This is a genomic window from Streptomyces sp. NPDC060035 (genome assembly GCF_042736635.1).
Lineage (GTDB): Bacteria > Actinomycetota > Actinomycetes > Streptomycetales > Streptomycetaceae > Streptomyces.
Map to the genome: position 1 here is coordinate 140,741 of NZ_JBHWVO010000019.1, position 23,211 is coordinate 163,951.

Here is a 23,211-nt window from a genome sequence, read left to right on the forward strand (position 1 = left end):
CCTCGACGGAGGGCGTCGGGTCGGCCGCCCCTACGGCTCTCTACCTCTCCTCGACCGAGAGGGGGGTGGCGATGTCCTCGAGGGACTTCTGCTCGGCGGCGACCGCGAGGAAGAGCGCGACCAGGCCGGCGGCCACCATCAGCCCGGCACCGATGGAGAAGGCCAGGGCCGTGTCGCCGACCACGCCGCTGGACGTGAGCTCCGCGAAGACCAAGGGCCCCGTGATACCGCCGGCCGCCGTGCCCACGGCGTAGAAGAAGGCGATGGCCATGGCCCTCGTCTCCATCGGGAAGATCTCGCTGACGGTCAGGTAGGCGGAGCTGGCGCCCGCAGAGGCGAAGAAGAGGACCAGGCACCAGCAGCCGGTCATGGTGGCGGCGTTCAGCGAGCCCGCGCCGAAGAGCCAGGCGGTGGCGAAGAGCAGCACCCCGGAGAGGATGTAGGTGCCCGCGATCATCGGCTTGCGCCCCACCGTGTCGAAGAGCCGGCCGAGGAAGAGCGGTCCCAGGAAGTTGCAGAACGCGATGACGGCGAAGTAGTAGCCGGTGGACCCGCTGGGGACATCGAAGAACTTCACCAGGATCGAGCCGAATCCGAAGGTGACGGCGTTGTAGAGGAAGGCCTGCCCGATGAAGAGCGCCAGCCCGAGAACCGCCCGCTTGGGATAGGAGCGGAAGACGGTGCGGGCGATCAATCCGAACCCGACGCTCTTGCGCTGGCGCACGGTGATCGCCTGTTCGGCGCGCGGCAGAGGGCGGCCGGTCTCCTTCTCGACCTCCTGCTCCACCCCCTCGACCAGCCGCTCGGCCGCTTCGTCGTGTCCGTGGATGAACATCCAGCGTGGGCTCTCCGGTACATGGCGGCGCACCACCAGGATGGCGAGTCCGAGGACCACGCCCAGGGCGAAGGTGAGCCGCCAACCGACGTCCTTGGGGAAGATGCCGGTGTCCAGGGCGAGGACGGAGAGCAGGGAGCCGGCCATGGCCCCGAGCCAGAAGCTGCCGTTGATGATGAGGTCGACACGCCCCCGGTACGTGCTGGGGATCAGCTCGTCGATGGCCGAGTTGATCGCCGCGTACTCCCCGCCGATCCCGAAGCCGGTCAGGAAGCGGAAGAGGAAGAACCACCACGCCGAGAAGGAGATCGCCGTGAGCGCGGTGGCCGCCAGGTAGACGACGAGAGTGATCAGGAAGAGCTTCTTGCGCCCGAAGCGGTCGGTCAGCCACCCGAAGACCAGCGCACCGGAACAGGCGCCCGCCACGTACAGCGCGGCTGCGATGCCGGTGACCTGGGCGTCGGTGATGGCCAGTCCACTGCCGTCCTCGGACAGCCGGCTGGCGATGTTGCCGACGACCGTGACCTCGAGACCGTCGAGGATCCAGACCGTCCCCAGTCCGATCACGATCATCCAGTGCCAGCGCGACCAGGGCAGCCGGTCCAGCCGGGCCGGGATCCTGGTCGTGACGGTCGCCCCGCCTGCCGTGCCGGTGTCGCTCATGGCGCCTCCTCTGTTTCCGGAACACCACAGGTGCCCGGAATGAGGCGCGGCTCACACATCGGTTCAGAACGCGTCTGCGAAATCACGCTGAACCAACACAGATCGTTACATCCGACGGTGGCAATCATCTCCGCCCGCCGTCGCGGCAAAAAAAACCGGATTCGGTGGCATCACTTCCGGATACCGGGGCATGCGCTCGTCACCACATCGGATCCAGGGGAGGGCGACACCATGACGGCCATGTCAGTGCGAACCACCGAAGCAGTCGGCACAGCCACGGCGCAGGGCGACGAGGCCGCTTCGGGTGGTGACGTGACATCGCTCCCATGGATCGAGGACACGGGAAAGGTCGCTCCTCAGGACGCCCGGGCCATGTCGAAGATCTTCTTCGACCGGCTCCAGGTCCTCGAGGAAGGCACCCACGAGTACCAGTACGCGCGCAACACGCTGATCGAGATGAATCTCTCGCTGGTGCGCTTCGCAGCTTCGCGGTTCCGCAACCGGGGTGGTGACGACACCGAGGACATCATCCAGGTGGGCACGATCGGCCTGATCAAGGCGATCGACCGGTTCGACCTGTCGCGTGAGGTCGAGTTCGCGACGTTCGCGGTGCCGTACATCGTCGGTGAGATCAAGCGGTTCTTCCGCGACACGACCTGGTCCGTCCATGTCCCGCGCCGGCTCCAGGAGCTGCGCGTCGACCTCGCCAAGGCCAAGGAGCACATGTCCGCCGAGCTCGACCGCGACCCCACGGTGCGGGAGCTCGCCGCTCATCTGGATCTCCCCGAGGAGGAGATCATCGAGGGGCTGGTCGCTGCCAACGGCTACTCGGCCGGCTCGCTGGACACCCCGAGTGCCGACAGCGACTCCGGCAACGACCAGCGTTCGTACGCCGATCTCCTCGGCGAGGACGACCCGGCCATGGAGAGTGTCGAGAATCTGCACACGCTGGCCCCGCTGCTCGAGCAGCTGGACGAGCGGGAGCGAAAGATCGTCCGGATGCGCTTCGGCCAGGAAATGACGCAGTCGCAGATCGGTGCGGAGCTGGGCGTCTCCCAGATGCACGTCTCGCGGCTGCTCAGCAGGATCGTGCAGCGACTGCGTACGGGCATGTGCATCGAGGCCTGAGGAACAAGCACACGCGCTGACTGATGCCCGGCTGACCAGCCGGGCATCAGTCACATATGCTTCCAGGCGATGCGGCGCGGGGAGACCTGCGCCGTCCGTTCGAGGGGGTGGAGCGTGTCCGAGCTGCCGATGGACACCTCTGCGCGTACGAAGGAGCCCACCGGGATCCCCGCGCAGCAGGGCTTCGTCACCGCCGCCGCGTCCGTCTGGGACGTCGGCGCGGCCATTCTCCTGGTCGAGGACGACTCCGGGGACGCTCTGCTCGTCGAGGAGCTGCTGGCCGACATCGAGCTGGGCTCCTCGCTCACCTGGTGCAAGTCACTGGCCGAGGCACGACTCTTCCTGCGGTCCTGCCGCACCCCCGTCTGTGTCCTGCTGGATCTGCATCTGCCCGATGTGCAGGGCCTCGATGCCGTCAGACAGCTCGTCGATTCGGCCCCGGATGCGGCCATTGTCGTCACGACGGGTCTGGCCGAGGCCGAGACCGGGCTGTCCGCGGTGGCGCACGGCGCCCAGGACTACCTCGTCAAGGGCCGGATCGATCCCGAGGCGCTGGGCCGCGCGGTCCGCTACGCCCTCCAGCGCAAGCAGGCCGAGCGATCGGCTTCCGCGATGCGGACGAGTCAGCTGATAGCCAAGGAGAACGCCCGGCTGGAGCGCGCGCTGCTGCCCATTCCGCTGCTGCTCGACGACAGTTTCGCTGTTGCCGCGCGCTACGAGGCGGGGCGCGCCCACGGGCTGCTGAGCGGCGACTTCTACGACGTGGTGCAGACCGCCGACGGTGCGGTGCACGCCGTGATCGGCGATGTCTCGGGGCACGGTGCCGCGGAGGCCGCGCTGGGTGTCTGCCTGCGGGTGGCCTGGCGCACCGCCGTACTGACCGGGGTCACCCAGCTCGAGAAGATCAGCCTCCTGGAGCAGATACTCGTCGCCGAGCGGTCCGACGCCCATGTCTTCGCCACCGTGACCGCACTTGTCTTCCCGCCGGGCAAGGACCGGGTGCGGATCGCGCGGGCCGGTCATCCCGGCCTGCTGCTGCGCCGCGGCACGGACGTCACCTGGGTGGAACCCGATCCCGGCATGGCATTGGGGCTGCTGCCCGGGGCCGGCCGCTGGACCGTCACGGAGCTGGACCTCTTCCCCGACAGCGAACTCGTCCTGTTCACCGACGGCCTGTTCGAGGGACGCACCGGGCCACAGTCCCGGCTCGGCGAGGAAGGGCTGCTGGCCATGGCCCGTCGGCACGGGGCCCTGGCACCCCGGGCCTTCGTCGATGCCCTCGTCGCCGAGACCACCGAAAGCGCCTCACCCTACGGAGGGCTGGCCGACGACGTCGCCGTTCTGCACCTGGGCTGGCGAGCGGACTCGTGACGACGGACGACTCCGCGGCCGGGACGACCGAGCGGCCCGGTCCGTTCGCACGGCTGTCGGTGCAGAACTGGGTCCATCTGATCCTGGCCGGTTTCGTGCTGATGGTCTGCGGGTGTCTGGTCGTCGGCGGCCTCGTCCTCTCCCGTATCTCCGACCGGACCACGGACCTGGTGGACCGAATCCAGCCCGCCCGCTCCGCGTCGTTCCAGCTGCAGAACTCCCTCCTCGACCAGGAGACCGGTGTGCGCGGTTTCGCGCTCACCGGTGACGCCTCGTTCCTGGAGCCCTACGAGGCGGGCATGCGGGCCGAGCGGAACCGGCTGGACCGGGTGCGCGCGCTGGTCGGGGACGAACAGCCGTTCGCCAGGGACCTGGACCGGATCGAGAAGGCCTCCCGGCAGTGGCGCCTGCAACGGGCCGAACCGCTGATCGCCGCCGTCCGCAGGACCGTCCCCACGCGTGAGGCCTCGGATCCGGTCCGCCGGAGCAAGTCGGAGTTCGACACGCTGCGACGGCTGTACACGGTGCAGCAGTCCCACCTGGACGCCGCACGTGATCAGGCCCGTGCCGATCTGAGTGGCGCGCGCACCACCCGCGACCAGGTGCTCTTCGCGCTGGTTGTCGGCTTCGTACTGGCCGTCGTGTCGCTCAGTCTGCTGCTGCACCGGATGGTGGGCCGGCCTCTGAACGCGTTGACCGCGGCGTCGGACAAGGTACGGTCGGGCGCGTTCGCCGGGAGGATCAAGGTCCGCGGTCCCTCCGATGTGCGGGCGGTGGCGGCCGCGGTGGAGGACATGCGCCGCCGCCTCGTGGCGGAGCTCGCCGAGTCCCGGGAGCGGGAGACCCTGCTGGCCGAACAGACGGTGGAGCTGCGCCGGTCCAACTCCGAACTGGAACAGTTCGCCTACGTCGCCTCGCACGACCTGCAGGAGCCGTTGCGCAAGGTGGCCTCCTTCTGCCAGCTGCTGGAGAAGCGGTACGGCGCGGAGCTGGACGAACGCGGCAAGCAGTACATCGACTTCGCGGTCGACGGCGCCGGGCGGATGCAGGTTCTCATCAACGATCTGCTCACCTTCTCCCGGGTGGGACGGGTCCACGAGAGCTGGAAGCCCGTAGATCTCGAGCGCTCCCTGGACCGGGCCCTCGCCAATCTCACCCTGGCCGTCGAGGAGTCGGGCGCCACCCTCGTACGCGAGGACCGGCTGCCGGAACTGCTCGGCGACGCGACGTCGCTGACCATGGTCTGGCAGAACCTCATCGGCAATGCGGTCAAGTTCCGCCGTCCGGATGTGCCGTGCCGGATCACCGTCGGATGTGTGCGGGAGGGCGAGGACTGGCATCTGACGGTCGCGGACAACGGTGTCGGGATCGCACCCGAGTTCTCGGACAAGGTGTTCGTCATCTTCCAGCGTCTGCACGCCCGTGACGCGTACGAGGGAACGGGCATCGGTCTCGCCCTCTGCCGCAAGATCATCGATTTCCACGGTGGCCGGATCTGGCTGGACCCCGGCCCGGCCGAAGGCACGCTCATGCACTTCACCCTGCCCGTGCTTCCCGAGGCCCCCACGCACACCACGGCGGAACTGCTCGCGCCCGCCCTGATCACCCCGCACTCGGGAGACGCCCCGTGAACGCCCCGGGGAGCGCCGGTCGAGGTCCTGCTCAGCTACGGACCGCACGAACCGACGCCCACGTCACCGAGCCGGTCGGCCGGGAGCGGTTCATCGGTGCGGTGCGCCGGATCTACGACTTCTTCGTCATCGTGGTACTGCCGCCCCGGTCATGCGTAAGATCTGAGAGATCCCCCGGAGTGGGATCTCTCGACGCGGGTAGACGAACGGCGAGAAGAGGTCAGCGACCTCCCCTGCGGCGCCCTGGCTGGAGCACATGAACGAACAGGCCACCTCAAGGCCGAGCCCTTCGCTGGGGTCTTCGTCCACGGAGGTTCTGCTCGCCGCCGAAGTGTTCGACGGCGAACCGGGTTGCATCGCGCAGGCGCGCGAGCTGGCCGATCGTTTCCTGGTGCGGCTGGCGGCGGAGTGGCTGGCGGTCCTCGGCGAGCACACCCGTAGCGATCTGATGCTGGCGGTGAGCGAGCTCGTCACCAACGCGGACCGCTACAGCCACGGCCCCTACCTGCTGGAGCTCGAGGGAAACGCGGAGTGCATCAGCGTCACGGTGTACGACAGCAGCACGGCGCTGCCGGTCCTCTACGCCCCCGACCCTGCCCGTCTCGGCGGTCACGGCATGGAGATCGTGGTGGCGCTCTGCGACCGGCTGACGGCTGAGCGGGTCCCTGTGGGCAAGCGCATCCGGGCCGAATTCCAGCTCAGTACCTGAACGACAGCTCAGCACCTTCGACATCGACGCGGCGCCCGCCCCGTCCGGACACTCGGTCCAGGACACGGCGGGCGCCGCAGCCGTACCTGCTAGCCGAGGGCCGGCGGGGCGTCCGAGGGCGACGTGCCCCATGCGGAGGGCTCACTGCCCACCTCGAAGGAGAGTGAGCGTGCCGAACGGATGTCCTCGGTGGTGAGGTAGGTCCTGGCCTGCTCCGCCCCGTCCAGCCGCGCCGACTGGATGTAGCGGTCGGTGTCCGAGGTGCCCTGGGCCCGCACCGTGAACGAACCGTGCGGGTAGTAGCGGCGGTCCAGCGTCAGATCCACCCGGTCGAAGACGGGCGTGGACAGGCCCCAGGTGTCGGTGCCCGGCTGGACCGGGAAGATCCCGATCGACGAGAGCACGTCCCAGGCGGACATGGTGCCCATGTCGTCGTTGCCCGTCATGCCGGTCGGGGTGTCGGTGAAGAGCGTGAGCGCACCGTGGACCACGTCGGTCGTCTTCCACGGCTGCCCGGTCGACAGGTAGGTGTACGGGGCGATCAGGTCGGGCTCGTTCTGCGGGTTGTACTTGTCGGCGTTGTAGTAGTCGTACGGGCCGTTGACCCATACCTCGCGCACCGTCTTCGCCGGATCGGCGAGCAACTGCTCATACGCGAAGAAGGAGTCGAGGCGCTCGTTCGTCGCGTCCGTGCCGCCGATCAGTCCGACGAGGCCGGGCAGGTCCTGCGGGACGAGCCACTGGTACTGCCAGGACGTGCCCTCGTGGAAGCCCTCGCTCTTCGCGGGGTCGGCGGGCCCGGCGAAGGCACCCTTCTCGTCGCGGGAGCGGAAGAAGCCGGTCGAGCTGTCGAAGATCCGGTGGTAGTTCTGCGCACGCTCCCGGTAACGCCGGGCGTCGGCGTCGTGGCCGAGTTCGGCGGCCATCTCGCCGAGCATCGCGTCCGACAGCGCGTACTCCAGGGTGGCGGAGCCGCCGTGGTCGTAGTCGGAGTCGCCGGGCTTGGCGTGCGGACGGCCGTTGATGTACGGGACGAATCCGTCGGCGAGGTACTCCTTGTTGGCCTCGCGGCCGACTGCCGGGGAGTCGGCGGGCGGGACGCCGTCCGCGTTCTTCTTCAGGGTGCGGTAGGCCTGTTCCTCGTACCCCTTGAGGAGTCCCTGCTGATAGGCGTTGGTGAGGTAGGGGGTGACGGGGTCACCGGTCATGATGTTCGTCTCGACCGTTCCGTAGCCCCACTTGGGCAGCCAGCCGCTCTGCTCGTCGATCTTCAGGACGGAGATCGCCATGTCCCGTGCCTCGTGCGGGGCGAGCAGCGACAGCAGCTGGGCCTGGGTCCGGTAGGTGTCCCACAGCGACCAGTTCTGGTAGTACGTGAAGCCCTTGCTGCGGTGGATCTTCTGGTCCCAGCCGGTGTAGCGGCCGTCGACGTCCTGGCCGATGTTCGGGCCGAGGAAGGAGCGGTAGAGGGACGAGTAGAACGTGCGTCGCTGGGTCTCGGTCCCTCCCTGTGCGCGCACGTCGCCGAGGCGGTCCTCCCATGTGGCACGTGCCGCGCGGGCGACGCGGTCGAAGCTGTGGCCGCCCTCGGCGCGCAGATTGCGGGCGGCTCCGGCGGCGTCGACGTAACTGATCGCGGTGGTGGCTTCCACCGTGCGGTCCTTGGTCGTGTCGAAGCGGACCCAGGCGCCGTTGCCGGCTGCTCCCGTGGACTCCTGGGCGTCGGTGACAGCGCCGTCCTTCCAGGTGCCCGCGTGGGCGAAGGGCCGGTCGAAGCGGGTGATCGTGTAGAGCGTGTACGGCTTGGTGTCCTGGCAGAAGCCGCTGCCGGTGATGGCCGTGCGGATCGTACGGGAGTCGAGCACCTCCACCGTGGTGCTGACGGTGCGGTGCAGCGACTGACCTGCGTTGATCAGTACGTTGGCCTTGTCGGTGGCCGGAAAGGTGTACCGCTGGACGCCGGTGCGCTCGGTGGCGGTCAGCTCGGCGTTGATCCCGCCGTACGAGGTGAGCCCGACCTGGTAGTAGCCGGGGCTCGCCTTCTCGTTGTCATGGCTGAACCCGGAGGCGTACGCGGAGTTGTCCGTCTCGGTGATGTCACCGGTCGTGGGGAGCACGGGCAGGTCGCCACCGAGGCCGCAGCCCACACCGGAGGGGTGGATGCTGCTGAAGCCGCGGATCTGTGTGTCCGTGTAGTCGTAGCCGACGCTGTGCCCCGTGTCGGGCGAGAGCTGGACCATGGAGAACGGGACGGCCGCACCGGGGTAGGTGTTGCCCTCGTTCTGGGTGCCGATGAACGGATTCACCAGATCGGTCAGCCCGCCCTCGGCGCGGGGAGCCGCCTGGGCCGAGGGGCCGGTGGTGAGAACGCCGCCGAGAAGCGCGACGGCTGCGAGCGTTGCCGCCGGTCCGCGCAGTCTCGGCCGTTGGGTCCGGTGCATGGGGAAGTTCCTCCTTGGACACACTGACAACGTTGTCGGAGCACGTCCGTACAACGTTGCAAGAACAGGCAGTGGCATGACAACACGACACCGGGCCGCTGTCCAGGCTCGCGGCACACGGACCTCGGCGGGGCGAGGACTCACGCCAACCCGGTTTTCTCACTTTTCTTCGGGTTTCGGGTACTCGCCGCATCGGACCGTCAGCACGCTGTGTGTCTCGCGGCCCATCTTCTGAGCCCCGGGGCAAGGAGGACTACCGTCGAGAGGAGGACGTAGGAGTGATGTACGTACTACTGGAGCAGTACGCCGAATCGCCGCCTCAAGGACGACGACGCGGCGGCTTTGACAGGACATCGTGGTGTACATGAGTTCCCTTGCGCTGTCCGTGCTGCTGTCACTGATCTCCGCGGTCGCCTATGCGGCCGGGGCAATCGTCCAGGAGCGCGTGGCCGCGGGCGGTCACGACCGCCCGTACGCACCGGTGCGCAACGCCGTCTGGTGGGCGGCTGTGGCGCTCAACGGCGTGGGCGCGGTGCTGCATGTCGTGGCGCTGGCCTACGGTCCCCTCAGCCTCGTCCAGCCGCTCGGTGCCCTGACCATCGTCTTCGCCCTGCCGATGGCGGCGCTCTTCGTCCGCCGCAGGGCGGGACGGACGGCCTGGCGCGGCGCGATCATGGCCACGGTCGGCCTGGCCGGGCTGCTGGCCCTCACGGGGAGCGCCGGCTCGCACACGCTGACGGGCCCTGAGCAATTGGTGCTGGCGGCCGGGACGTTCGGCGCGGTGGCGGTCGTGACCGTACTCGCCAAGGGACTGCACCGCCCGATGGTGCGCAGTGTGGTGCTGGCCACGGGCGCCGGCGTCGCCTTCGGAATGGCATCGGTGTTCACCAAGACCGTGGCGGTGGAATGGACGTCCGGCTCGGTCGGTTCAGGGCTGCCGACGCTTCTGGTGATCGCCTGCCTGGCCGCCGCGGGGCTGCTGCTCTCCCAGGCCGCGTACCGCGGTGCCGGGCTGACCGCGCCGCTCGCGACGGTCACCGTGGTCAATCCGGTGGTCGCCGCCGCGGTGGGTCTCACCCTCTTCGGGGAGCAGTTCCGTTATGGCATGACAGGCACGGTGCTGGCGCTCGGCTGCGGTGCGCTGGCGGCGGGCGGGCTGGTCCTGCTGACCACACAGAGGCTGACCGCGGAGCGTACGGGGTCTCAGCGGCTGGGTCCGCAGCGGTCGGCAGCCGATGCGGACGGGGAGGCCCCACAAGCCGGTCACGGGAGCCGGATCCTTGTGGTTCCCGAGCCGCCGAAGCCCCCGCCCACTCCCGCGCAGCGCTCCCCGGACCCGTTTCCGGCACCGACAGCCCTGCCGCTGAACCACGCGGCGGGGCGGGTGGAGTTCAAGGGGGAGCGACCCTTTGCCGGCCCGGCACGCCGCAGCGACTTACTCGCCCGGAGCGGGGAGCGCCGGAGCCGCACGGTGTCGTTCAGATACTGACGCCGCCCGCCCTGAGATAGGCAAGCGGGTCGACGTCGGAGCCGTAGCCGGGGCCGGTTCGGATCTCGAAGTGCAGATGGGGGCCTGTGCTGTTGCCGGTGGATCCCGAGCGCGCGATCCGCTGGCCGCTGCCGACCTGCTGGCCCTCGCGCACGTGGAGCGAGGAGAGGTGCGCGTACTGGCTGTACCTGCCGTCGCTGTGGCGGATGACGATCTCGTAGCCGTACGCCCCCGCCCAGCCGGCCGAGACGACCTTCCCCGACGCGACGGCCTTCACCGAGGTTCCGGTGGGCACAGGGAAGTCGACGCCCGTGTGATAGCCGCTCGACCATGAACCTGCCTGGTGGTAGGGGGTTCCGGTCCGGGCTGCCACGGGTGCGGTGACGCCTGCGTGCTGCTTGGCCGACTGCTTGGGCCTGGCGGCGGACTTCGCGGCCTGCTCGGGTGCCGCCCTGGGAGCAGTCTTCCGGGTGGCTTTCGGTGCGGGCTTCCCGGTGGCCCGCTGTTTCGGGGTGGCCTGCTGTTTCGAAGCGTCCCGCTCCGGACTCGCCGAGCCGGCCCGCGCCCGCGAGGACTCACTCGTCGCCGCAGGTTTCGCGGTCCTCGGCGTCTGCGCCACCTCGAGGCTCAGCCGCTGTCCGGGCAGGATGAGGTCGGGGTCGTCACCGACGACAGCACGGTTGGCCGAGTAGAGGCGCTGCCAGCCGCCCTGGACCCGTTCGGCCGCGGCGATGCCGGAGAGGGAGTCGCCACGGGCCACGGTGTACGACTCGCGCTTGCCCGGCACGGACGTCGGCGTTGCGGACGCCTTGCCCGCCCGGGCGTCCGGCGCGGCCTTCGCCGAGCCGGAGTGCTGTGTGCTCTTCGGTGCGGCCTTCGTGCTCGCCTTCGCCGCGTCGACCGCCGTGCCGCGCTTCGTCTGTGGGGCGATGTCGGGGGCGTCACCACCCCGCGTCAGCCCGGCCCGCACCGAACAGGCCGGCCAGGCTCCGGGCCCCTGTCCCTCCAGCACCTTCTCCGCGACGGCGATCTGCTGGTCCTTGGTGGCCAGGTCGGCGCGCGCGGCGTAGGCCGTGCCGCCGAAGGCCGCCCAGGTCGAGCGGGTGAACTGGAGGCCGCCGTAGTAGCCGTTGCCCGTGTTGATGTGCCAGTTACTGGTCGACTCGCATGCGGCGACCTTCTCCCACACATCGGTCGAGGCGGCTCCTGCCGAAGCGGCTGTGAGGAGCGGCAGCGCGATGCCCGCGCCGCCCGCCGTCACCGTGAGCGAGGCACGGTTGATCCGGCTGGGCTGATATCTGCGGTGCCGTCCGTTCGCGGCCATGACTTGGCTCCCCCACTGGCAGTAGGACACGTCGCAAGCGGCCAACTTAGGTGCAGACAACGGGTGGTGACAAGTGAGGGACTACCGAGCTGTTACCCGCACACCCCGCCGCGGCACCCCATTGACAGAGCCGATACCGGCCAGCGACGCTGTGCCGAGCACATTGGGAGAGCGCTCTCCAACCGAGGGTGCGGGTGAGGGGCGGGGCCGCATGACGGATGAAGAGATCGATCGTCTGCTGGAGAAGCTGGATCTCGGGCAGAAAGTGCGCGTGCTGACGGGCGCCACCACCTGGCGTACGCACGGGGAACCGGCCGTCGGTCTGCGCCCGCTGACGTTCTCCGACGGACCCGCCGGGGTACGCGGTGAGGCCTGGGACGAACGGGAGACCTCCCTCGTCCTGCCCTCGCCGACCGCGCTCGCCGCCGCATGGGACGAGCGACTGGTGACCGAGCTGGGTGCGCTGCTCGCGGCCGAGGCCCGCGGCAAAGGTGTCGATGTCCTTCTCGCCCCCACACTCAACCTGCACCGGTCACCCCTGGGCGGGCGGCACTTCGAGTGCTTCTCGGAGGACCCGCTGCTCACCGGCCGCACGGGTGTCGCACTGATCAAGGGCATCCAGTCGGGCGGTGTGGCCGCCACCGCCAAGCACTTCATCGGCAACGACGCCGAGACCGACCGGCTGACCGTCGACGTGCGGATCGACGAGCAGACCCTGCACGAGGTCTATCTCGCGCCGTTCGAGGCGGCCGTCGAGGCAGGCGTGTGGGCGGTGATGTCCGCGTACAACCAGGTCAACGGCTGCACCATGGCCGCATCCCCCCTCCTGGAGCAGCCGCTGAAGAGCGAGTGGGGGTTCGACGGCCTCGTGGTCTCCGACTGGGGCGCTGTGCGTTCGCTGCTCGACACCGCGGACTCGGCGCAGGACCTGGCCATGCCCGGTCCGCACAGCCCCTGGGCCGTCGGCCTGCTCGCCGCCGCGGAACAGGGGCTCGTGGAGCGGCAGTTGCTGGACGACAAGGTCCGACGGCTGCTGCGGCTGGCCGGCCGGGTGGGTGCACTGGGCCGTCCGGAGCCGGTGTGGCGTCCCGCCGTCTCCCTCGTCGTCCAGCGCGCTCTGCTGCGCCGGGCCGTCGCGGCGGGGACCGTCCTGCTGCGCAACGAGGGCGGGCTCCTGCCGCTGGATCCGGCGGGGCTGCGCAGCGTCGCCGTGATCGGGGCGCATGCCTGCGACGTACGGATTCAGGGTGGGGGCAGCGCGGAGGCGTTCCCGGCCTCCGTCGTCTCTCCGCTGGAGGGCATCGAGCAGGCGCTGGGCAGCGGCACACGGGTGACGTACGCCCCCGGGCAGGCGCCGTCCGCCCTGCCGCGCGCCCTGGACGGGACCTGGGCCCGCGATCCGCGCAGCGGCGAACCGGGGGTGCTCGTACGGCTGCTGGACGGGGCGGGAGCCGAACTCCACGCGGAGCACCGGCTGTCCGGCCGGATCGTGGAACCCTCGGTGACGGTGGCCGGGGCCACGACGGTGGAGATCCGGACGCTGATCAGGCCGGACACCGGCGGAAGGTGGACCTGGGCGGTCGGCGGCTGGGGGCCGCTCTCGCTGAGCGTCGACGGCCGGGAGGTGCTCAGCGGGACGTTCCCGCTGGACAGCGACGATCCGACGCGTGTCCATGTCGCACCTCCCTTCCGGCGGGCGGAGGCGGTGCTGGAGGCGGACACCGAGGTCGAGGTCGTCGCCCGGCGCGGCCTGGCGCCGGGGACGGGCGTGGCGACGGTCCTGGCGGCGGCTCCCCCCGCGGGTGACCACGCCACGGCGCTCGCTGCAGCCGTGGCCGCGGCACGGTCCTCGGATGTCGCCGTGGTCGTCGTGGGCACCACGCAGGAGAGCGAGTCGGAGGGCCGCGACCGCGAGGGCCTCGGCCTGCCGGACGGCCAGGACGAGCTTGTGCGAGCGGTCGTGCGGGCCAACCCGCGCACGGTGGTGATCGTGAACTCCGGCGGCCCGGTGGCCATGCCGTGGCACACCCGGGTCCCCTCCCTGCTCCTGGCCTGGTTCCCCGGCCAGGAGGCCGGCCACGGGCTCGCGGACGTCCTGTTCGGCCTCGCCGAGCCGGGGGGCCGGCTGCCGACCACATGGGCCGCCGCGCAGGAGGACGTCCCGGTGCTCACGACCCGCCCGGACGCGGGGGTGCTGCGCTACGAGGAGGGTTGGCATATCGGCCACCGGGCATGGCTGCGCTCGGGGACGGCGCCCGCCTACTGGTTCGGGCACGGACTCGGCTACACACGGTGGGAGTACGAGGAGTTGTCGCCGCCGGAAGCGGTGCGGGCCGGGGAGGCCTTCGACGTATGCGTACGGCTGCGCAACACGGGGCCTCGGCGCGGGCGCGAGGTCGTTCAGGTCTATCTGTCCCGGCCGGCCTCCGGAGCGGAGCGGCCGGTGCGCAAGCTGATCGGGTACGCGGCGGTCGAGGCGGACCCGGGGCAGAGCGCGGTGGCGACGGTCCGGGTCGCGGGCCGGGCCGCCGCCCACTGGTCGGTGGTCCGGTCGCGGTGGGAGACGGATCCCGGCGAGGTCCGGCTGCTCGCCGGGCGGTCGGCCGGGGACCTGCCGCTGGAGGCTGTGCTCGCGATGGGTGAACCTTTGTCCGGACGTGGGCCCAGCACAGAGGGAGAGCGCTCTCCGCAACTGCTCCACTGATGCTATAAATGCGCCCATGACGGATGACCAGCGATCGGCCGGTGCGGCACCCACCCTGGAGGACGTGGCGAGGGCCGCCGGCGTGTCGCGCGCCACCGTCTCACGGGTCATCAACGGAGTGCGCAATGTCGACCCGGTGATCCAGGAGGCCGTGCGTCAGGCCGTCTCCGTCACCGGCTACGCACCCAACCGTGCGGCGCGCGCCCTGGTCACGCGTCGGGCGGACGCCATCGTCCTGGTCGTTTCCGGTGCGGGGGTCGAGACGGACGAGGGAGACGGAGCCGGGGCGGCCGACGGGGATTCCTTCACCGCCCGGGTCTTCGCCGACCCGTTCTTCGGCCGGGTGGTGACGGGTGTCGTCAACTACCTGCGGCCGCGCGGGATGCATCCGGTCCTGATGTTCGCCGAGACCCCACGGGCCCGGGACGAGGTGGTGTCCTACCTGCGGCAGGGCAGCGCGGACGGGGCACTGATCGTATCGACGCACGCCGAGGACCCGTTGCCGGGACTGATCACGGACGCGGGACTGCCCGCGGTGCTGTACGCGCGTCCCGCCCGGCCGGTACGGATCAGCTATGTCGACCTGGCCCACCGGGACGGGGCACAGCTCGCCGCCGAGCACCTGCTGGCGCGCGGCTGCCGTCGGATCGCCACGATCACCGGCCCGCTGGACGTACCCGCGGGACAGGAACGCCTGGCCGGCTTCCGGGACACGATGGCGCGACGCGGACACCCGTACATCCCGATCGCCGAGGGGCAGTTCACCCAGGAGAGCGGCGAGGCCGCGATGGAACGGCTGCTGACGGAACACCCCGACCTGGACGGGGTGTTCGCGGGGAACGACCTGATGGCGATGGGCGCCTGCCATGTCCTGCGGGAGCACGGTCGGCGGGTACCCGCGGACGTGGCCGTGATCGGTTTCGACGACAGCAGCGTGGCATCCGCCTGCCGGCCGCCGCTGACGACGGTTCGGCAACCGGTGGAGGACATGGCGGCGGAGATGGCGAGACTGCTGCTGGACCGCCTCGCGTCACCGGACAGCCCGGCAACCTCGGTGATCCACGAACCGGCCCTCGTGGTACGGGATTCCGCCTGAAGTCCCAGCGGGACGTCTGGATCCGCCCTGGTCAGCGGTCTGGCGGTGGGGAGTGCAGAAAGGTGCGGTGGTCGCGCCGAAGGGCCTGCCATCATGTGCCCTGACACATCGTCGACTCCTGAGGAGCGCCACCAATCATGCGCATGACCCGTCTCACCACCGCCGTCCTGGCCACCGCGCTCGGCTTCGCCGGCGCGCTCGTCACCGGCCCGGTTGCCGGCGCCTCGGCCCAGGCCGGATGCCAGTACAAGGTCGTGTGGCCGACCGCTGGGGTATACGAGAATCCGAACCCGAACAGTGTCGTCGTCAAGACCAAGTACGCCGGTGACATCGTCGGCGCATCGACCTGCGAGGGCGCGTCCTACAACGAGTACGGCTACGTACTGGTCGCCACCGATGCGGCAGCGGACGGACGGGGCTGGATACGCGAAGGGGCGGTCGTCTACCTCTGACAGACCGTTCGCGGACTCCTCGCCCGTCGGGGCACATGCCCGGGCGGACCGGGTGGCTTGCCCCGGTTCCCGCGCCGTCCGCGGGACCCCGTCACCATGGCATCGGGGGCACCACCGTCCGGGTCGGGACCGTGCCTCCGGCGACGGGAGGGCAGCCCGAGGCACGGTCCCAGGGCGACTCCCACAACCCGGCGGGCCCTCCGGCATCCATACGGAGGGCCCGCCTCCTGTCCCGCTCCCACCGGACCGGCCCTTCGGCGCACATGCTCCGACGTCCGCCGCGATGACGACCTCACCATCAAGAAGGTCATGAGCTCCCAGGGCTGTCCCGCGAGATCCCGCCCGGCACGCGGCGCCTGGCAGGACCCTACGGACACGGCTCGGGGCCACCACGGCCACCGGGCGGTACGGCTCAGCCCGCCGGGGTACGGCTGCGCAGGGCTGCCGCAGCTCTCCGGGCCGGGCCGGGCGCGATGTTCGGACCTGGGCCCGTCGCAGGCCGGCTGCCGCCGCGGGCCAGGAAGTCGGACAGGGGCAGGGTCGCGGCGCCCACCGTGACCGCGTCCGGACCGAGGTGACCCATCTCGATCGTGGTGCGGGCCACCGCATACCTCAGCGCGTACTCCTGGGCGTACCGCCGGATGTCCGGGAGCAGATGCGGGCCGATCAGCAGCCCCGCCCAGCCGCCGAGCAGGATCCGGTCGGGCAGGAACAGATTGACCAGGTCGGCCAGGGCGGCGCCCAGGTACTCGGCCGTCTCGTCCAGGATGGCGGCCGCCACCGGGTCCGGGGCCGTGCCGCCCGATCGGGGGTAGGCGGCGGCGAGGAGCGCGGCGAGGGCGGTCTCGTCGTCGGTGTCCGCGGGCAGCGGGCCGCCGGCTTCGTGCCAGCGCTCGCGCATGGCCTCCGCACCGGCGTATGCCTCCAGGCAGCCGATGGAACCGCAGCGGCAGCGGCGGCCCCGCACCTGCACGGTGGTGTGGCCCCACTCCAGGGCCGCGTTCGACAGGTCCTCGTCGAGGATCTCTCCTCTGTTGACACTGGCGCCCACGCCGGAGCCGATGAGGGCGATGGCCGCGGCGGCGGCGCCGCGGCCGCCGCCGAACCACATTTCGGCCTGCCCGAGCGTCTTCGCGCCGTTGTCGATGAAGAACGGTACCTCCGGCGGCACATCGACGGCCTCGCGGAGCATCCGCTCGAAGGGGACGGCGCTCCAGCCGATGGTCTGGCCGTGCACGACCGCTCCCCGGCCGTCAGCGGCTCCGGATGCCTCGCGTTCGATGATGCCCGGCACTCCGATACCGATCCCGAGCAGTCGGTGCGGGTCGGCTCCCGCGTCACGCAGGACATCGGCCACCCCCGTACGGACGTGCCTGACGATGCGGTCGACGTCGTAGCCGTGCTGGGCAAGCAGGCGTTCGGTGCGGGCCAGTTCCGTGAGCGACAGGTCGAACAGCTCGACGCGGACCCGGGTCTCACCGATGTCGATGCCCACGAGCAGTCCGCCGCCCGGGGCGACCCGCAGCAGGGTGCGGGGGCGCCCGCCGTCGGAGTCGACGATTCCGGCCTCCTCGAGGAGACCTTCCGCGGCCAGCTCGGCGACCACGTTACTGATGGATCCCGAACTCAACCCGGTCGCGGGGCCGAGCTCCTGACGGCTCAGCGGGCCGTCGAAATACAACCGTTGCAATACCCTCGCCCGATTGCCCCTTCGCAGGTCACGCACGGTCCGTCTGCTGCGCTCAGCCATGTTGCTCCCTTCGTTCCGGAAACATACCCCGGCCTCACCTCTTGACGCACACTTCCTTCACCTCTTAAATCACGTCATAAATTAAGTGAAGGAAGGCCGTTCGGATCCCGAACGCTGCCCTTCCCGGAAAGGGGCCACCTTTCATGCGTCACCTCAGAGCCGCAGCAGCCGTCACCCTCGCCATGTCCGTCGCCGTCGGAGTCACCGGGTGCGGCGGCGGAACGTCGTCGTCCGGCAGCAGCAACGCGTCACCGAAGACCCTCACGTACTGGGCGTCCAACCAGGGCCCGAGCATCGAGGCCGACAAGAAGATCCTCACTCCCGAACTGAAGAAGTTCGAGAAGGAGACAGGGATCAAGGTGAAGCTGGAGGTCGTCCCCTGGGCCGACCTGTTGAACCGGATCCTCGCCGCCACCGCGTCCGGTCAGGGCCCGGACGTGCTGAACATCGGCAACACCTGGTCGGCCTCGCTCCAGGCCACCGGCGCCCTGCTCCCGTGGGACGACAAGAACTTCGAGACGATCGGCGGCCGTGACCGCTTCGTCGACTCGGCCGTCGCCTCGGCCGGCAAGGAGGGCGAGCCGCCCGCCGCGGTGCCGCTGTACTCGCTGGCGTACGCGCTCTACTACAACAAGGCGATGTTCGCGGAGGCCGGCATCACCGCGCCGCCCGCCACCTGGGACGAGCTGGTCGCCGACGGCAAGAAGTTGTCGAAGGACGGCAAGTGGGGGCTGGGCGCCGAGGGCGGGAACCTCTCGAACAACATCCACCAGGTCTTCGTCCTCGGCCAGCAGCACGAAGCCGACTTCTTCGACGGGTCCGGCAAGGCGACCTTCACCTCCGACGGTGCGGTCGCCGCCGTGAAGCAGTACATCGACCTGATGGCCAAGGACAAGATCATCGCCCCGGGCAACGCGGAGTACGCCCAGAACCAGTCGCTCACGGACTTCGCCAAGGGCAGGACGGCAATGGTGCTGTGGCAGGCCGCCGCGTCCACCTTCGCCGCCCAGGGCATGAAGCCCGAGGACTGGGGTGTCACCCCCGTCCCCGTGGCGTCGGGCGCCCCCGGCGCGGGCAGGAACACCAACTCGATGGTCGCCGGCATCAACATGGCGGTGTTCAAGAACACCAAGAACATCGACGGCGCCAAGAAGTTCGTGAAGTTCATGACGAGCGACGAGGAGCAGAAGCTCCTCAACAAGACCTACGGCTCGATTCCCCCGGTCAAGGCTGCCCAGGCCGACGCGGCGTTCGCCGCCCCCGACCTCAAGGTCCTGCGCGACACGCTCGCCACGAGCGCTGCGCCACTCCCCCAGGTCCCGAACGAGTCACTGTTCGAGACCGCCGTGGGAACGGCGGTCAAGGAGCTGTGGGCCGAGGCCGCCGCAGGGAAGCCGATCACCACCGAGACCGTCAAGGCGCGCCTGGAAAAGGCCCAGCAGACGATGCAGCAGTGAGGCACACTTCATGACCGCCGTGACCACCGATCCCCAGGTCGACAAACAGGACAGGGCGATGAGCACGGGCACCGGGGGTGCGCGCCGGAGACTGCCGCGCATCCCCGACCGGATCCGCCGTGGCGGACTGCCCTATCTCCTGCTGCTCCCCGCCGTCCTGCTCGAACTCCTGATCCACATCATCCCGATGATCATCGGGATCGTGATGAGCTTCCGCCAGCTCACGCAGTTCTACATCAACAACTGGGGCGGAGCGCCCTGGACCGGCCTCGACAACTACAGCATCGCCGTCGACTTCAACGCCCCGATCGGCGAGGCACTGCTCCACTCGTTCCTCGTCACCTGTGTCTTCACCTTTTTCGCCGTCGGACTGGCCTGGCTGTTCGGAGTCGCCGCAGCGATCATGCTGCAGGAGAACTTCCGCGGCCGGGGCGTCCTGCGGGCGGTGTTCCTCGTCCCGTACGCCCTGCCGGTCTACGCGGCCGTCATCACGTGGGCCTTCATGTTCCAGCGGGACAACGGGCTGGTGAACCACGTAGTCCATGACCAGTTGGGGCTGACCGACCAGCCGTCGTTCTGGCTGATCGGCGACAACAGCATCTACGCGCTGCTCATCGTCTCGGTCTGGAAGGGCTGGCCGTTCGCCTTCCTCATGCTGATGGCCGGGCTGCAGAACATCCCGCGCGAGCTGTACGAGGCGGCCTCGATCGACGGCGCCGGCATCTGGCAGCAGATCCGCAAGATCACACTGCCCTCGCTCCGGCCCGTCAACCAGGTCCTGGTGCTCGTGCTGTTCCTGTGGACGTTCAACGACTTCAACACGCCGTATGTGCTGTTCGGGAAGTCGGCACCGGAGAACGCCGACCTGATCTCGATCCACATCTACCAGTCGTCGTTCGTCACCTGGAACTTCGGCAGCGGCTCGGCGATGTCCGTCCTGCTGCTCCTCTTCCTGCTGATCGTGACGGCCGGCTATCTGTTCCTCACCTCACGCGGAAGGAAGGGCGCCGATGTCTAGCCCCGCCCGGTCCCCCATGGCCGCGCCGCAGTCCTTCCTCTGGACCCGCCGCATCATCCTGACCCTGCTCGCGGGCTTCGTCCTGCTGCCGGTGTACGTCATGGTCAGCAGCTCGCTGAAACCGCTCGAGGACGTGTCGGGGAAGTTCCAGTGGATCCCGTCCCGGCTGACCATCGAGCCGTACTTCGACATCTGGGAAACCATCCCGCTCGCCAAGTACTTCGTGAACTCGCTGATCGTGGCGGGTTCCGCGACGGTGCTCTCGGTGACCATCGCGGTGTTCTCGGCATACGCGGTGAGCCGCTACAGCTTCCGCGGCAAGCGGGTCTTCACCGTCACGGTGCTCTCCACGCAGATGTTCCCGGGGATCCTCTTCCTGCTCCCGCTGTTCCTGATCTTCGTCAACATCGGCAACAGCACCGGTCTCGCCCTGCACGGCTCGCGCGGCGGGCTGATCCTCACCTACCTGACGTTCTCGCTCCCCTTCTCCATCTGGATGCTGATCGGCTACTTCGACTCCATCCCGAAGGACCTGGACGAGGCAGCCCTCGTGGACGGCTGCGGCCCGATCAGGGCCCTGTTCCAGGTCGTCGTGCCGGCCGCGGTGCCGGGGATCGTCGCCGTGTCCGTGTACGCGTTCATGACGGCCTGGGGCGAGGTGCTCTTCGCCTCCGTGATGACCAACGACACCACCCGCACCCTGGCCGTGGGTCTGCAGGGGTACTCCACTCTGAACGACGTGTACTGGAACCAGGTCATGGCCGCCTCGCTCGTCGTCAGCGTGCCCGTCGTCGCGGGATTCCTGCTCCTGCAGCGCTACCTCGTCGCAGGGCTCACCGCGGGAGCCGTCAAGTGACCGCTACGGAAAGGCAGTCGGTGAACGACCTCAACGCCCTCCCGGCCGGCTTCACCTGGGGCGTCGCCACGGCCGCGTACCAGATCGAGGGAGCCGTGGCCGAGGACGGCCGCTCCCCCTCGATCTGGGACACCTTCTCCCACACCCCCGGCACCATCGACAACGGTGACACCGGCGACGTGGCGTGCGATCACTACCACCGGGTCCCCGAGGACATCGGTCTGATCAAGCAGCTCGGCGCGGACGCCTACCGCTTCTCGCTCGCCTGGCCGCGGATCGTGCCGGGCGGCGACGGCCCGGTGAACAAGGCAGGCCTCGACTTCTACGACCGGCTGGTCGACGGCCTCCTGGACGCCGGGATCACCCCGTTCGCCACGCTGTACCACTGGGACCTGCCGCAGGCGCTCCAGGACCGCGGCGGCTGGACCGTCCGCGAGACCTCCGAGCACTTCGCGGCCTACACCTCCGTCGTCGTCGAACGCCTCGGCGACCGGGTGAAGGACTGGGCGACCCTCAACGAGCCGCTCTGCTCCGCGTGGGTCGGCCATCTGGAAGGGAGGATGGCGCCGGGTCTGACCGACCTGACGGCCGCCGTCCGCGCCTCGTACCACCTCCACCTCGGCCACGGTCTGGCCGTGCAGGCGATCCGCGCGCAGTCACCGGACGCCCGCGTCGGCATCGTCAACAACCTCAGCCCGGTCGAGCCGGCGAGCGGCAGCGAGGCCGACCGCGCGGCTGCCGTCCGCGCCGACGGCCACATCAACCGCTGGTGGCTCGACCCCATCCACGGCCGCGGCTACCCGCAGGACATGCTCGACCTGTACGGAGTGGAACTGCCTGTTCAGCCGGGCGATCTGGAGACCATCGCGGCGCCGCTGGACTGGCTGGGGCTGAACTACTACTTCCGCCAGGTCGTCACCGCCGACGAGCGCGGGTCCGTCCCGAACGCCAAGCAGGTCTATCTGCCCGGCGCACGGCACACCCACATGGACTGGGAGGTCCACTCCGACGGTCTGGAGCAGTTGCTGCTGCGCCTCACCGAGGAGTACGGCGCGCAGCGCATCTACGTCACGGAGAACGGCTCGGCCTACCAGGACGTCGTCCGGGCCGACGGCTCGGTGCACGACCCGGAGCGCACCCGGTATCTGGAGGAGCACCTGGCCGCGTGTGCCCGCGCCGTGCGCAAGGGTGCACCGCTGGCGGGCTACTTCGCCTGGTCGCTGCTGGACAACTTCGAGTGGGCCTACGGCTACGACAAGCGCTTCGGCCTGGTCCATGTCGACTACACCACCCAGCGCCGCACGATCAAGACCAGCGGCCGGCGCTACGCGGAGCTGATCCGCGAGTACTCGGGCGGCAGGCCCCGCAAGGCGGCCTGAGCCCCGCACCGGGCGACGGCCCGGAGCCCCCGGACACGGCATCCCCACATGCCCGTGTCCGGGGGCTCCGGCCGTTCGGCACGCGGTCGGACGGCGATCATGTGGACAGCTCCGGCGCCTATGCTCACCGTATGGAGCAGAGCGAAGTCCTCAAGCGAGTGATCGGCATCCTCACGGAGGCAGGCGAGATGCAGCGCCAGGCCGAGGGGGACACGAACGGGAACGACCCGGACGCGGGCGGAAGCATCGTGACGACGCTTCTCAACGAGACGATGCCGCACATCGCCATTCCCGGGGACGCGACCGTCGAGGAGATGGCCTCCCTTGTGGGCCGGGAAGTCGGCGGCGCCGTCGAACAGCTGGTCGGAGCCTTCACGCTGGCCTTCATCGCGCTCGCACAAGTGCACGACTCCGGCCAGGAGGAGGTCACGTCGACCGACGTACTGCAGGACCTGGCCCTGCGCGCCGAGGAGCTGAGCTCCGACGACGACGGTCCCGAGGATTCCCCCTAGGGGCCTCGCGTTCGCGGCGTCAGCCGGCGGGTGCGGACCGTCGTGCGCTGCTCAGGGGCGGCCGGCCGCTCACCGCCGCGTCCCTCGCCGGCGGCCGGTGCTCGAGGAGGACACCGACACCCCTGCTGCCGGGCCGCCGCCCGCGCATCGATCTGTATCCCCGCCCACGCGGCGTACAGTCCGGGCCGCTCGACTGCGAACGCGCGGAGGGCGTCCTTGTCGGCCCGCCCCGCTGCCGCCGCACCGCAGGGCCGGCAGCCGGCCGCCATCACGCATTCCACGGCGAGACCCGCACACACCATCCGCCCCCCTCCCACGCCCCTGCCCCTGCCCGGAGCATCCGGGCAGGAACCCTGCGTACGCAGCAAGAGTCCGCGGCGGGCCACGGGTCTCCGT

At 69.8% G+C, this 23,211-nt stretch carries 17 protein-coding genes; 13 read left to right on the forward strand and 4 right to left on the reverse strand.

Annotation, left to right across the window (positions count from 1 at the left end; genetic code table 11):
- Nucleotides 1-40 precede the first annotated feature (40 nt).
- Nucleotides 41-1,498 (reverse strand): MFS transporter, encoded by a 1,458-nt coding sequence (locus ACFWBQ_RS27270; protein ID WP_385500095.1) that lies wholly within the window; start codon nucleotides 1,496-1,498, stop codon nucleotides 41-43.
- Nucleotides 1,499-1,729: 231 nt separating this feature from the next.
- Here ACFWBQ_RS27270 and ACFWBQ_RS27275 point away from each other — a divergent pair, with 231 nt between their 5' ends.
- The 4 genes from ACFWBQ_RS27275 to ACFWBQ_RS27290 all read left to right on the forward strand — a co-directional run bounded on the left by ACFWBQ_RS27275 (nucleotide 1,730) and on the right by ACFWBQ_RS27290 (nucleotide 6,337).
- A complete protein-coding gene (locus ACFWBQ_RS27275; RefSeq protein WP_385500101.1) occupies nucleotides 1,730-2,626 on the forward strand; it encodes an RNA polymerase sigma factor SigF in 897 nt (298 codons plus the stop codon).
- A 129-nt stretch (nucleotides 2,627-2,755) separates the two neighbouring features.
- Nucleotides 2,756-3,997, forward strand: coding sequence for a PP2C family protein-serine/threonine phosphatase (locus ACFWBQ_RS27280; RefSeq protein WP_385500200.1), 1,242 nt, complete (start codon nucleotides 2,756-2,758; stop codon nucleotides 3,995-3,997).
- A gap of 101 nt (nucleotides 3,998-4,098) precedes the next feature.
- Nucleotides 4,099-5,628 carry a CHASE3 domain-containing protein gene (locus ACFWBQ_RS27285; protein ID WP_385500207.1) on the forward strand — a complete coding sequence of 510 codons (1,530 nt, stop codon included), beginning with the start codon at nucleotides 4,099-4,101 and terminating at the stop codon, nucleotides 5,626-5,628.
- A 256-nt stretch (nucleotides 5,629-5,884) separates the two neighbouring features.
- Entirely contained in the window at nucleotides 5,885-6,337 is a 453-nt protein-coding gene (locus ACFWBQ_RS27290) for an ATP-binding protein (RefSeq protein ID WP_385500109.1), read from the forward strand.
- A gap of 89 nt (nucleotides 6,338-6,426) precedes the next feature.
- On the opposite strand, the gene ACFWBQ_RS27295 is transcribed toward ACFWBQ_RS27290, so the two are convergent.
- Nucleotides 6,427-8,778, reverse strand: coding sequence for a GH92 family glycosyl hydrolase (locus ACFWBQ_RS27295; protein ID WP_385500115.1), 2,352 nt, complete (start codon nucleotides 8,776-8,778; stop codon nucleotides 6,427-6,429).
- 364 nt (nucleotides 8,779-9,142) lie between these two features.
- On the opposite strand from ACFWBQ_RS27295, the gene ACFWBQ_RS27300 reads away from it, so the two are divergent.
- The gene (locus ACFWBQ_RS27300; RefSeq protein WP_385500124.1) at nucleotides 9,143-10,267 is read left to right on the forward strand and encodes a DMT family transporter; all 1,125 of its coding nucleotides are present in this window, start codon (nucleotides 9,143-9,145) and stop codon (nucleotides 10,265-10,267) included.
- On the opposite strand, the gene ACFWBQ_RS27305 is transcribed toward ACFWBQ_RS27300, so the two are convergent.
- Nucleotides 10,257-11,591, reverse strand: a complete 1,335-nt coding sequence (locus ACFWBQ_RS27305; protein ID WP_385500131.1) for a peptidoglycan DD-metalloendopeptidase family protein — start codon at nucleotides 11,589-11,591, stop codon at nucleotides 10,257-10,259. The genes ACFWBQ_RS27300 and ACFWBQ_RS27305 overlap by 11 nt on opposite strands.
- Before the next feature lie 211 nt (nucleotides 11,592-11,802).
- Between ACFWBQ_RS27305 and ACFWBQ_RS27310 the strand changes: the two genes are divergently transcribed.
- The 3 genes from ACFWBQ_RS27310 to ACFWBQ_RS27320 all read left to right on the forward strand — a co-directional run bounded on the left by ACFWBQ_RS27310 (nucleotide 11,803) and on the right by ACFWBQ_RS27320 (nucleotide 15,843).
- The gene (locus ACFWBQ_RS27310) at nucleotides 11,803-14,295 is read left to right on the forward strand and encodes a glycoside hydrolase family 3 C-terminal domain-containing protein (protein ID WP_385500137.1); all 2,493 of its coding nucleotides are present in this window, start codon (nucleotides 11,803-11,805) and stop codon (nucleotides 14,293-14,295) included.
- Nucleotides 14,296-14,311: 16 nt separating this feature from the next.
- A complete protein-coding gene (locus ACFWBQ_RS27315) occupies nucleotides 14,312-15,391 on the forward strand; it encodes a LacI family DNA-binding transcriptional regulator (protein ID WP_385500145.1) in 1,080 nt (359 codons plus the stop codon).
- Nucleotides 15,392-15,528: 137 nt separating this feature from the next.
- On the forward strand, nucleotides 15,529-15,843 hold the full coding sequence (locus ACFWBQ_RS27320) for a glycosyltransferase (RefSeq protein WP_385500148.1): 315 nt from the start codon (nucleotides 15,529-15,531) through the stop codon (nucleotides 15,841-15,843).
- 412 nt (nucleotides 15,844-16,255) lie between these two features.
- Here ACFWBQ_RS27320 and ACFWBQ_RS27325 read toward each other — a convergent pair whose 3' ends face one another.
- Nucleotides 16,256-17,593, reverse strand: coding sequence for an ROK family protein (locus tag ACFWBQ_RS27325; RefSeq protein ID WP_385500153.1), 1,338 nt, complete (start codon nucleotides 17,591-17,593; stop codon nucleotides 16,256-16,258).
- Between the two features lie 143 nt (nucleotides 17,594-17,736).
- Between ACFWBQ_RS27325 and ACFWBQ_RS27330 the strand changes: the two genes are divergently transcribed.
- The 5 genes from ACFWBQ_RS27330 to ACFWBQ_RS27350 all read left to right on the forward strand — a co-directional run bounded on the left by ACFWBQ_RS27330 (nucleotide 17,737) and on the right by ACFWBQ_RS27350 (nucleotide 22,815).
- A complete protein-coding gene (locus ACFWBQ_RS27330) occupies nucleotides 17,737-19,050 on the forward strand; it encodes an ABC transporter substrate-binding protein (RefSeq protein WP_385500163.1) in 1,314 nt (437 codons plus the stop codon).
- Nucleotides 19,051-19,060: 10 nt separating this feature from the next.
- On the forward strand, nucleotides 19,061-20,068 hold the full coding sequence (locus ACFWBQ_RS27335) for a carbohydrate ABC transporter permease (RefSeq protein ID WP_385500171.1): 1,008 nt from the start codon (nucleotides 19,061-19,063) through the stop codon (nucleotides 20,066-20,068).
- Complete coding sequence (locus ACFWBQ_RS27340) at nucleotides 20,061-20,924, forward strand: carbohydrate ABC transporter permease (protein ID WP_385500177.1); 864 nt, start codon at nucleotides 20,061-20,063, stop codon at nucleotides 20,922-20,924. The genes ACFWBQ_RS27335 and ACFWBQ_RS27340 overlap by 8 nt, the downstream gene beginning before the upstream one ends.
- A 20-nt stretch (nucleotides 20,925-20,944) precedes the next feature.
- On the forward strand, nucleotides 20,945-22,303 hold the full coding sequence (locus ACFWBQ_RS27345; RefSeq protein ID WP_385500213.1) for a GH1 family beta-glucosidase: 1,359 nt from the start codon (nucleotides 20,945-20,947) through the stop codon (nucleotides 22,301-22,303).
- A 131-nt stretch (nucleotides 22,304-22,434) separates the two neighbouring features.
- Entirely contained in the window at nucleotides 22,435-22,815 is a 381-nt protein-coding gene (locus ACFWBQ_RS27350; RefSeq protein ID WP_385500181.1) for a hypothetical protein, read from the forward strand.
- Nucleotides 22,816-23,211: the final 396 nt, after the last annotated feature.

Excerpts from the sequence above, each read along its gene's own strand:
- ACFWBQ_RS27295 (WP_385500115.1), bottom strand. The coding sequence starts at position 8,778 with ATGCACCGGACCCAACGGCCGAGACTGCGCGGACCGGCGGCAACGCTC.
- ACFWBQ_RS27320 (WP_385500148.1), top strand. The coding sequence starts at position 15,529 with ATGCGCATGACCCGTCTCACCACCGCCGTCCTGGCCACCGCGCTCGGC.
- ACFWBQ_RS27275 (WP_385500101.1), top strand. The coding sequence starts at position 1,730 with ATGACGGCCATGTCAGTGCGAACCACCGAAGCAGTCGGCACAGCCACG.
- ACFWBQ_RS27300 (WP_385500124.1), top strand. The coding sequence starts at position 9,143 with ATGAGTTCCCTTGCGCTGTCCGTGCTGCTGTCACTGATCTCCGCGGTC.
- ACFWBQ_RS27350 (WP_385500181.1), top strand. The coding sequence starts at position 22,435 with ATGGAGCAGAGCGAAGTCCTCAAGCGAGTGATCGGCATCCTCACGGAG.
- ACFWBQ_RS27315 (WP_385500145.1), top strand. The coding sequence starts at position 14,312 with ATGACGGATGACCAGCGATCGGCCGGTGCGGCACCCACCCTGGAGGAC.
- ACFWBQ_RS27290 (WP_385500109.1), top strand. The coding sequence starts at position 5,885 with ATGAACGAACAGGCCACCTCAAGGCCGAGCCCTTCGCTGGGGTCTTCG.
- ACFWBQ_RS27335 (WP_385500171.1), top strand. The coding sequence starts at position 19,061 with ATGACCGCCGTGACCACCGATCCCCAGGTCGACAAACAGGACAGGGCG.
- ACFWBQ_RS27270 (WP_385500095.1), bottom strand. The coding sequence starts at position 1,498 with ATGAGCGACACCGGCACGGCAGGCGGGGCGACCGTCACGACCAGGATC.
- ACFWBQ_RS27330 (WP_385500163.1), top strand. The coding sequence starts at position 17,737 with ATGCGTCACCTCAGAGCCGCAGCAGCCGTCACCCTCGCCATGTCCGTC.
- ACFWBQ_RS27325 (WP_385500153.1), bottom strand. The coding sequence starts at position 17,593 with ATGGCTGAGCGCAGCAGACGGACCGTGCGTGACCTGCGAAGGGGCAAT.
- ACFWBQ_RS27280 (WP_385500200.1), top strand. The coding sequence starts at position 2,756 with ATGGACACCTCTGCGCGTACGAAGGAGCCCACCGGGATCCCCGCGCAG.
- ACFWBQ_RS27305 (WP_385500131.1), bottom strand. The coding sequence starts at position 11,591 with ATGGCCGCGAACGGACGGCACCGCAGATATCAGCCCAGCCGGATCAAC.
- ACFWBQ_RS27310 (WP_385500137.1), top strand. The coding sequence starts at position 11,803 with ATGACGGATGAAGAGATCGATCGTCTGCTGGAGAAGCTGGATCTCGGG.
- ACFWBQ_RS27285 (WP_385500207.1), top strand. The coding sequence starts at position 4,099 with ATGGTCTGCGGGTGTCTGGTCGTCGGCGGCCTCGTCCTCTCCCGTATC.
- ACFWBQ_RS27340 (WP_385500177.1), top strand. The coding sequence starts at position 20,061 with ATGTCTAGCCCCGCCCGGTCCCCCATGGCCGCGCCGCAGTCCTTCCTC.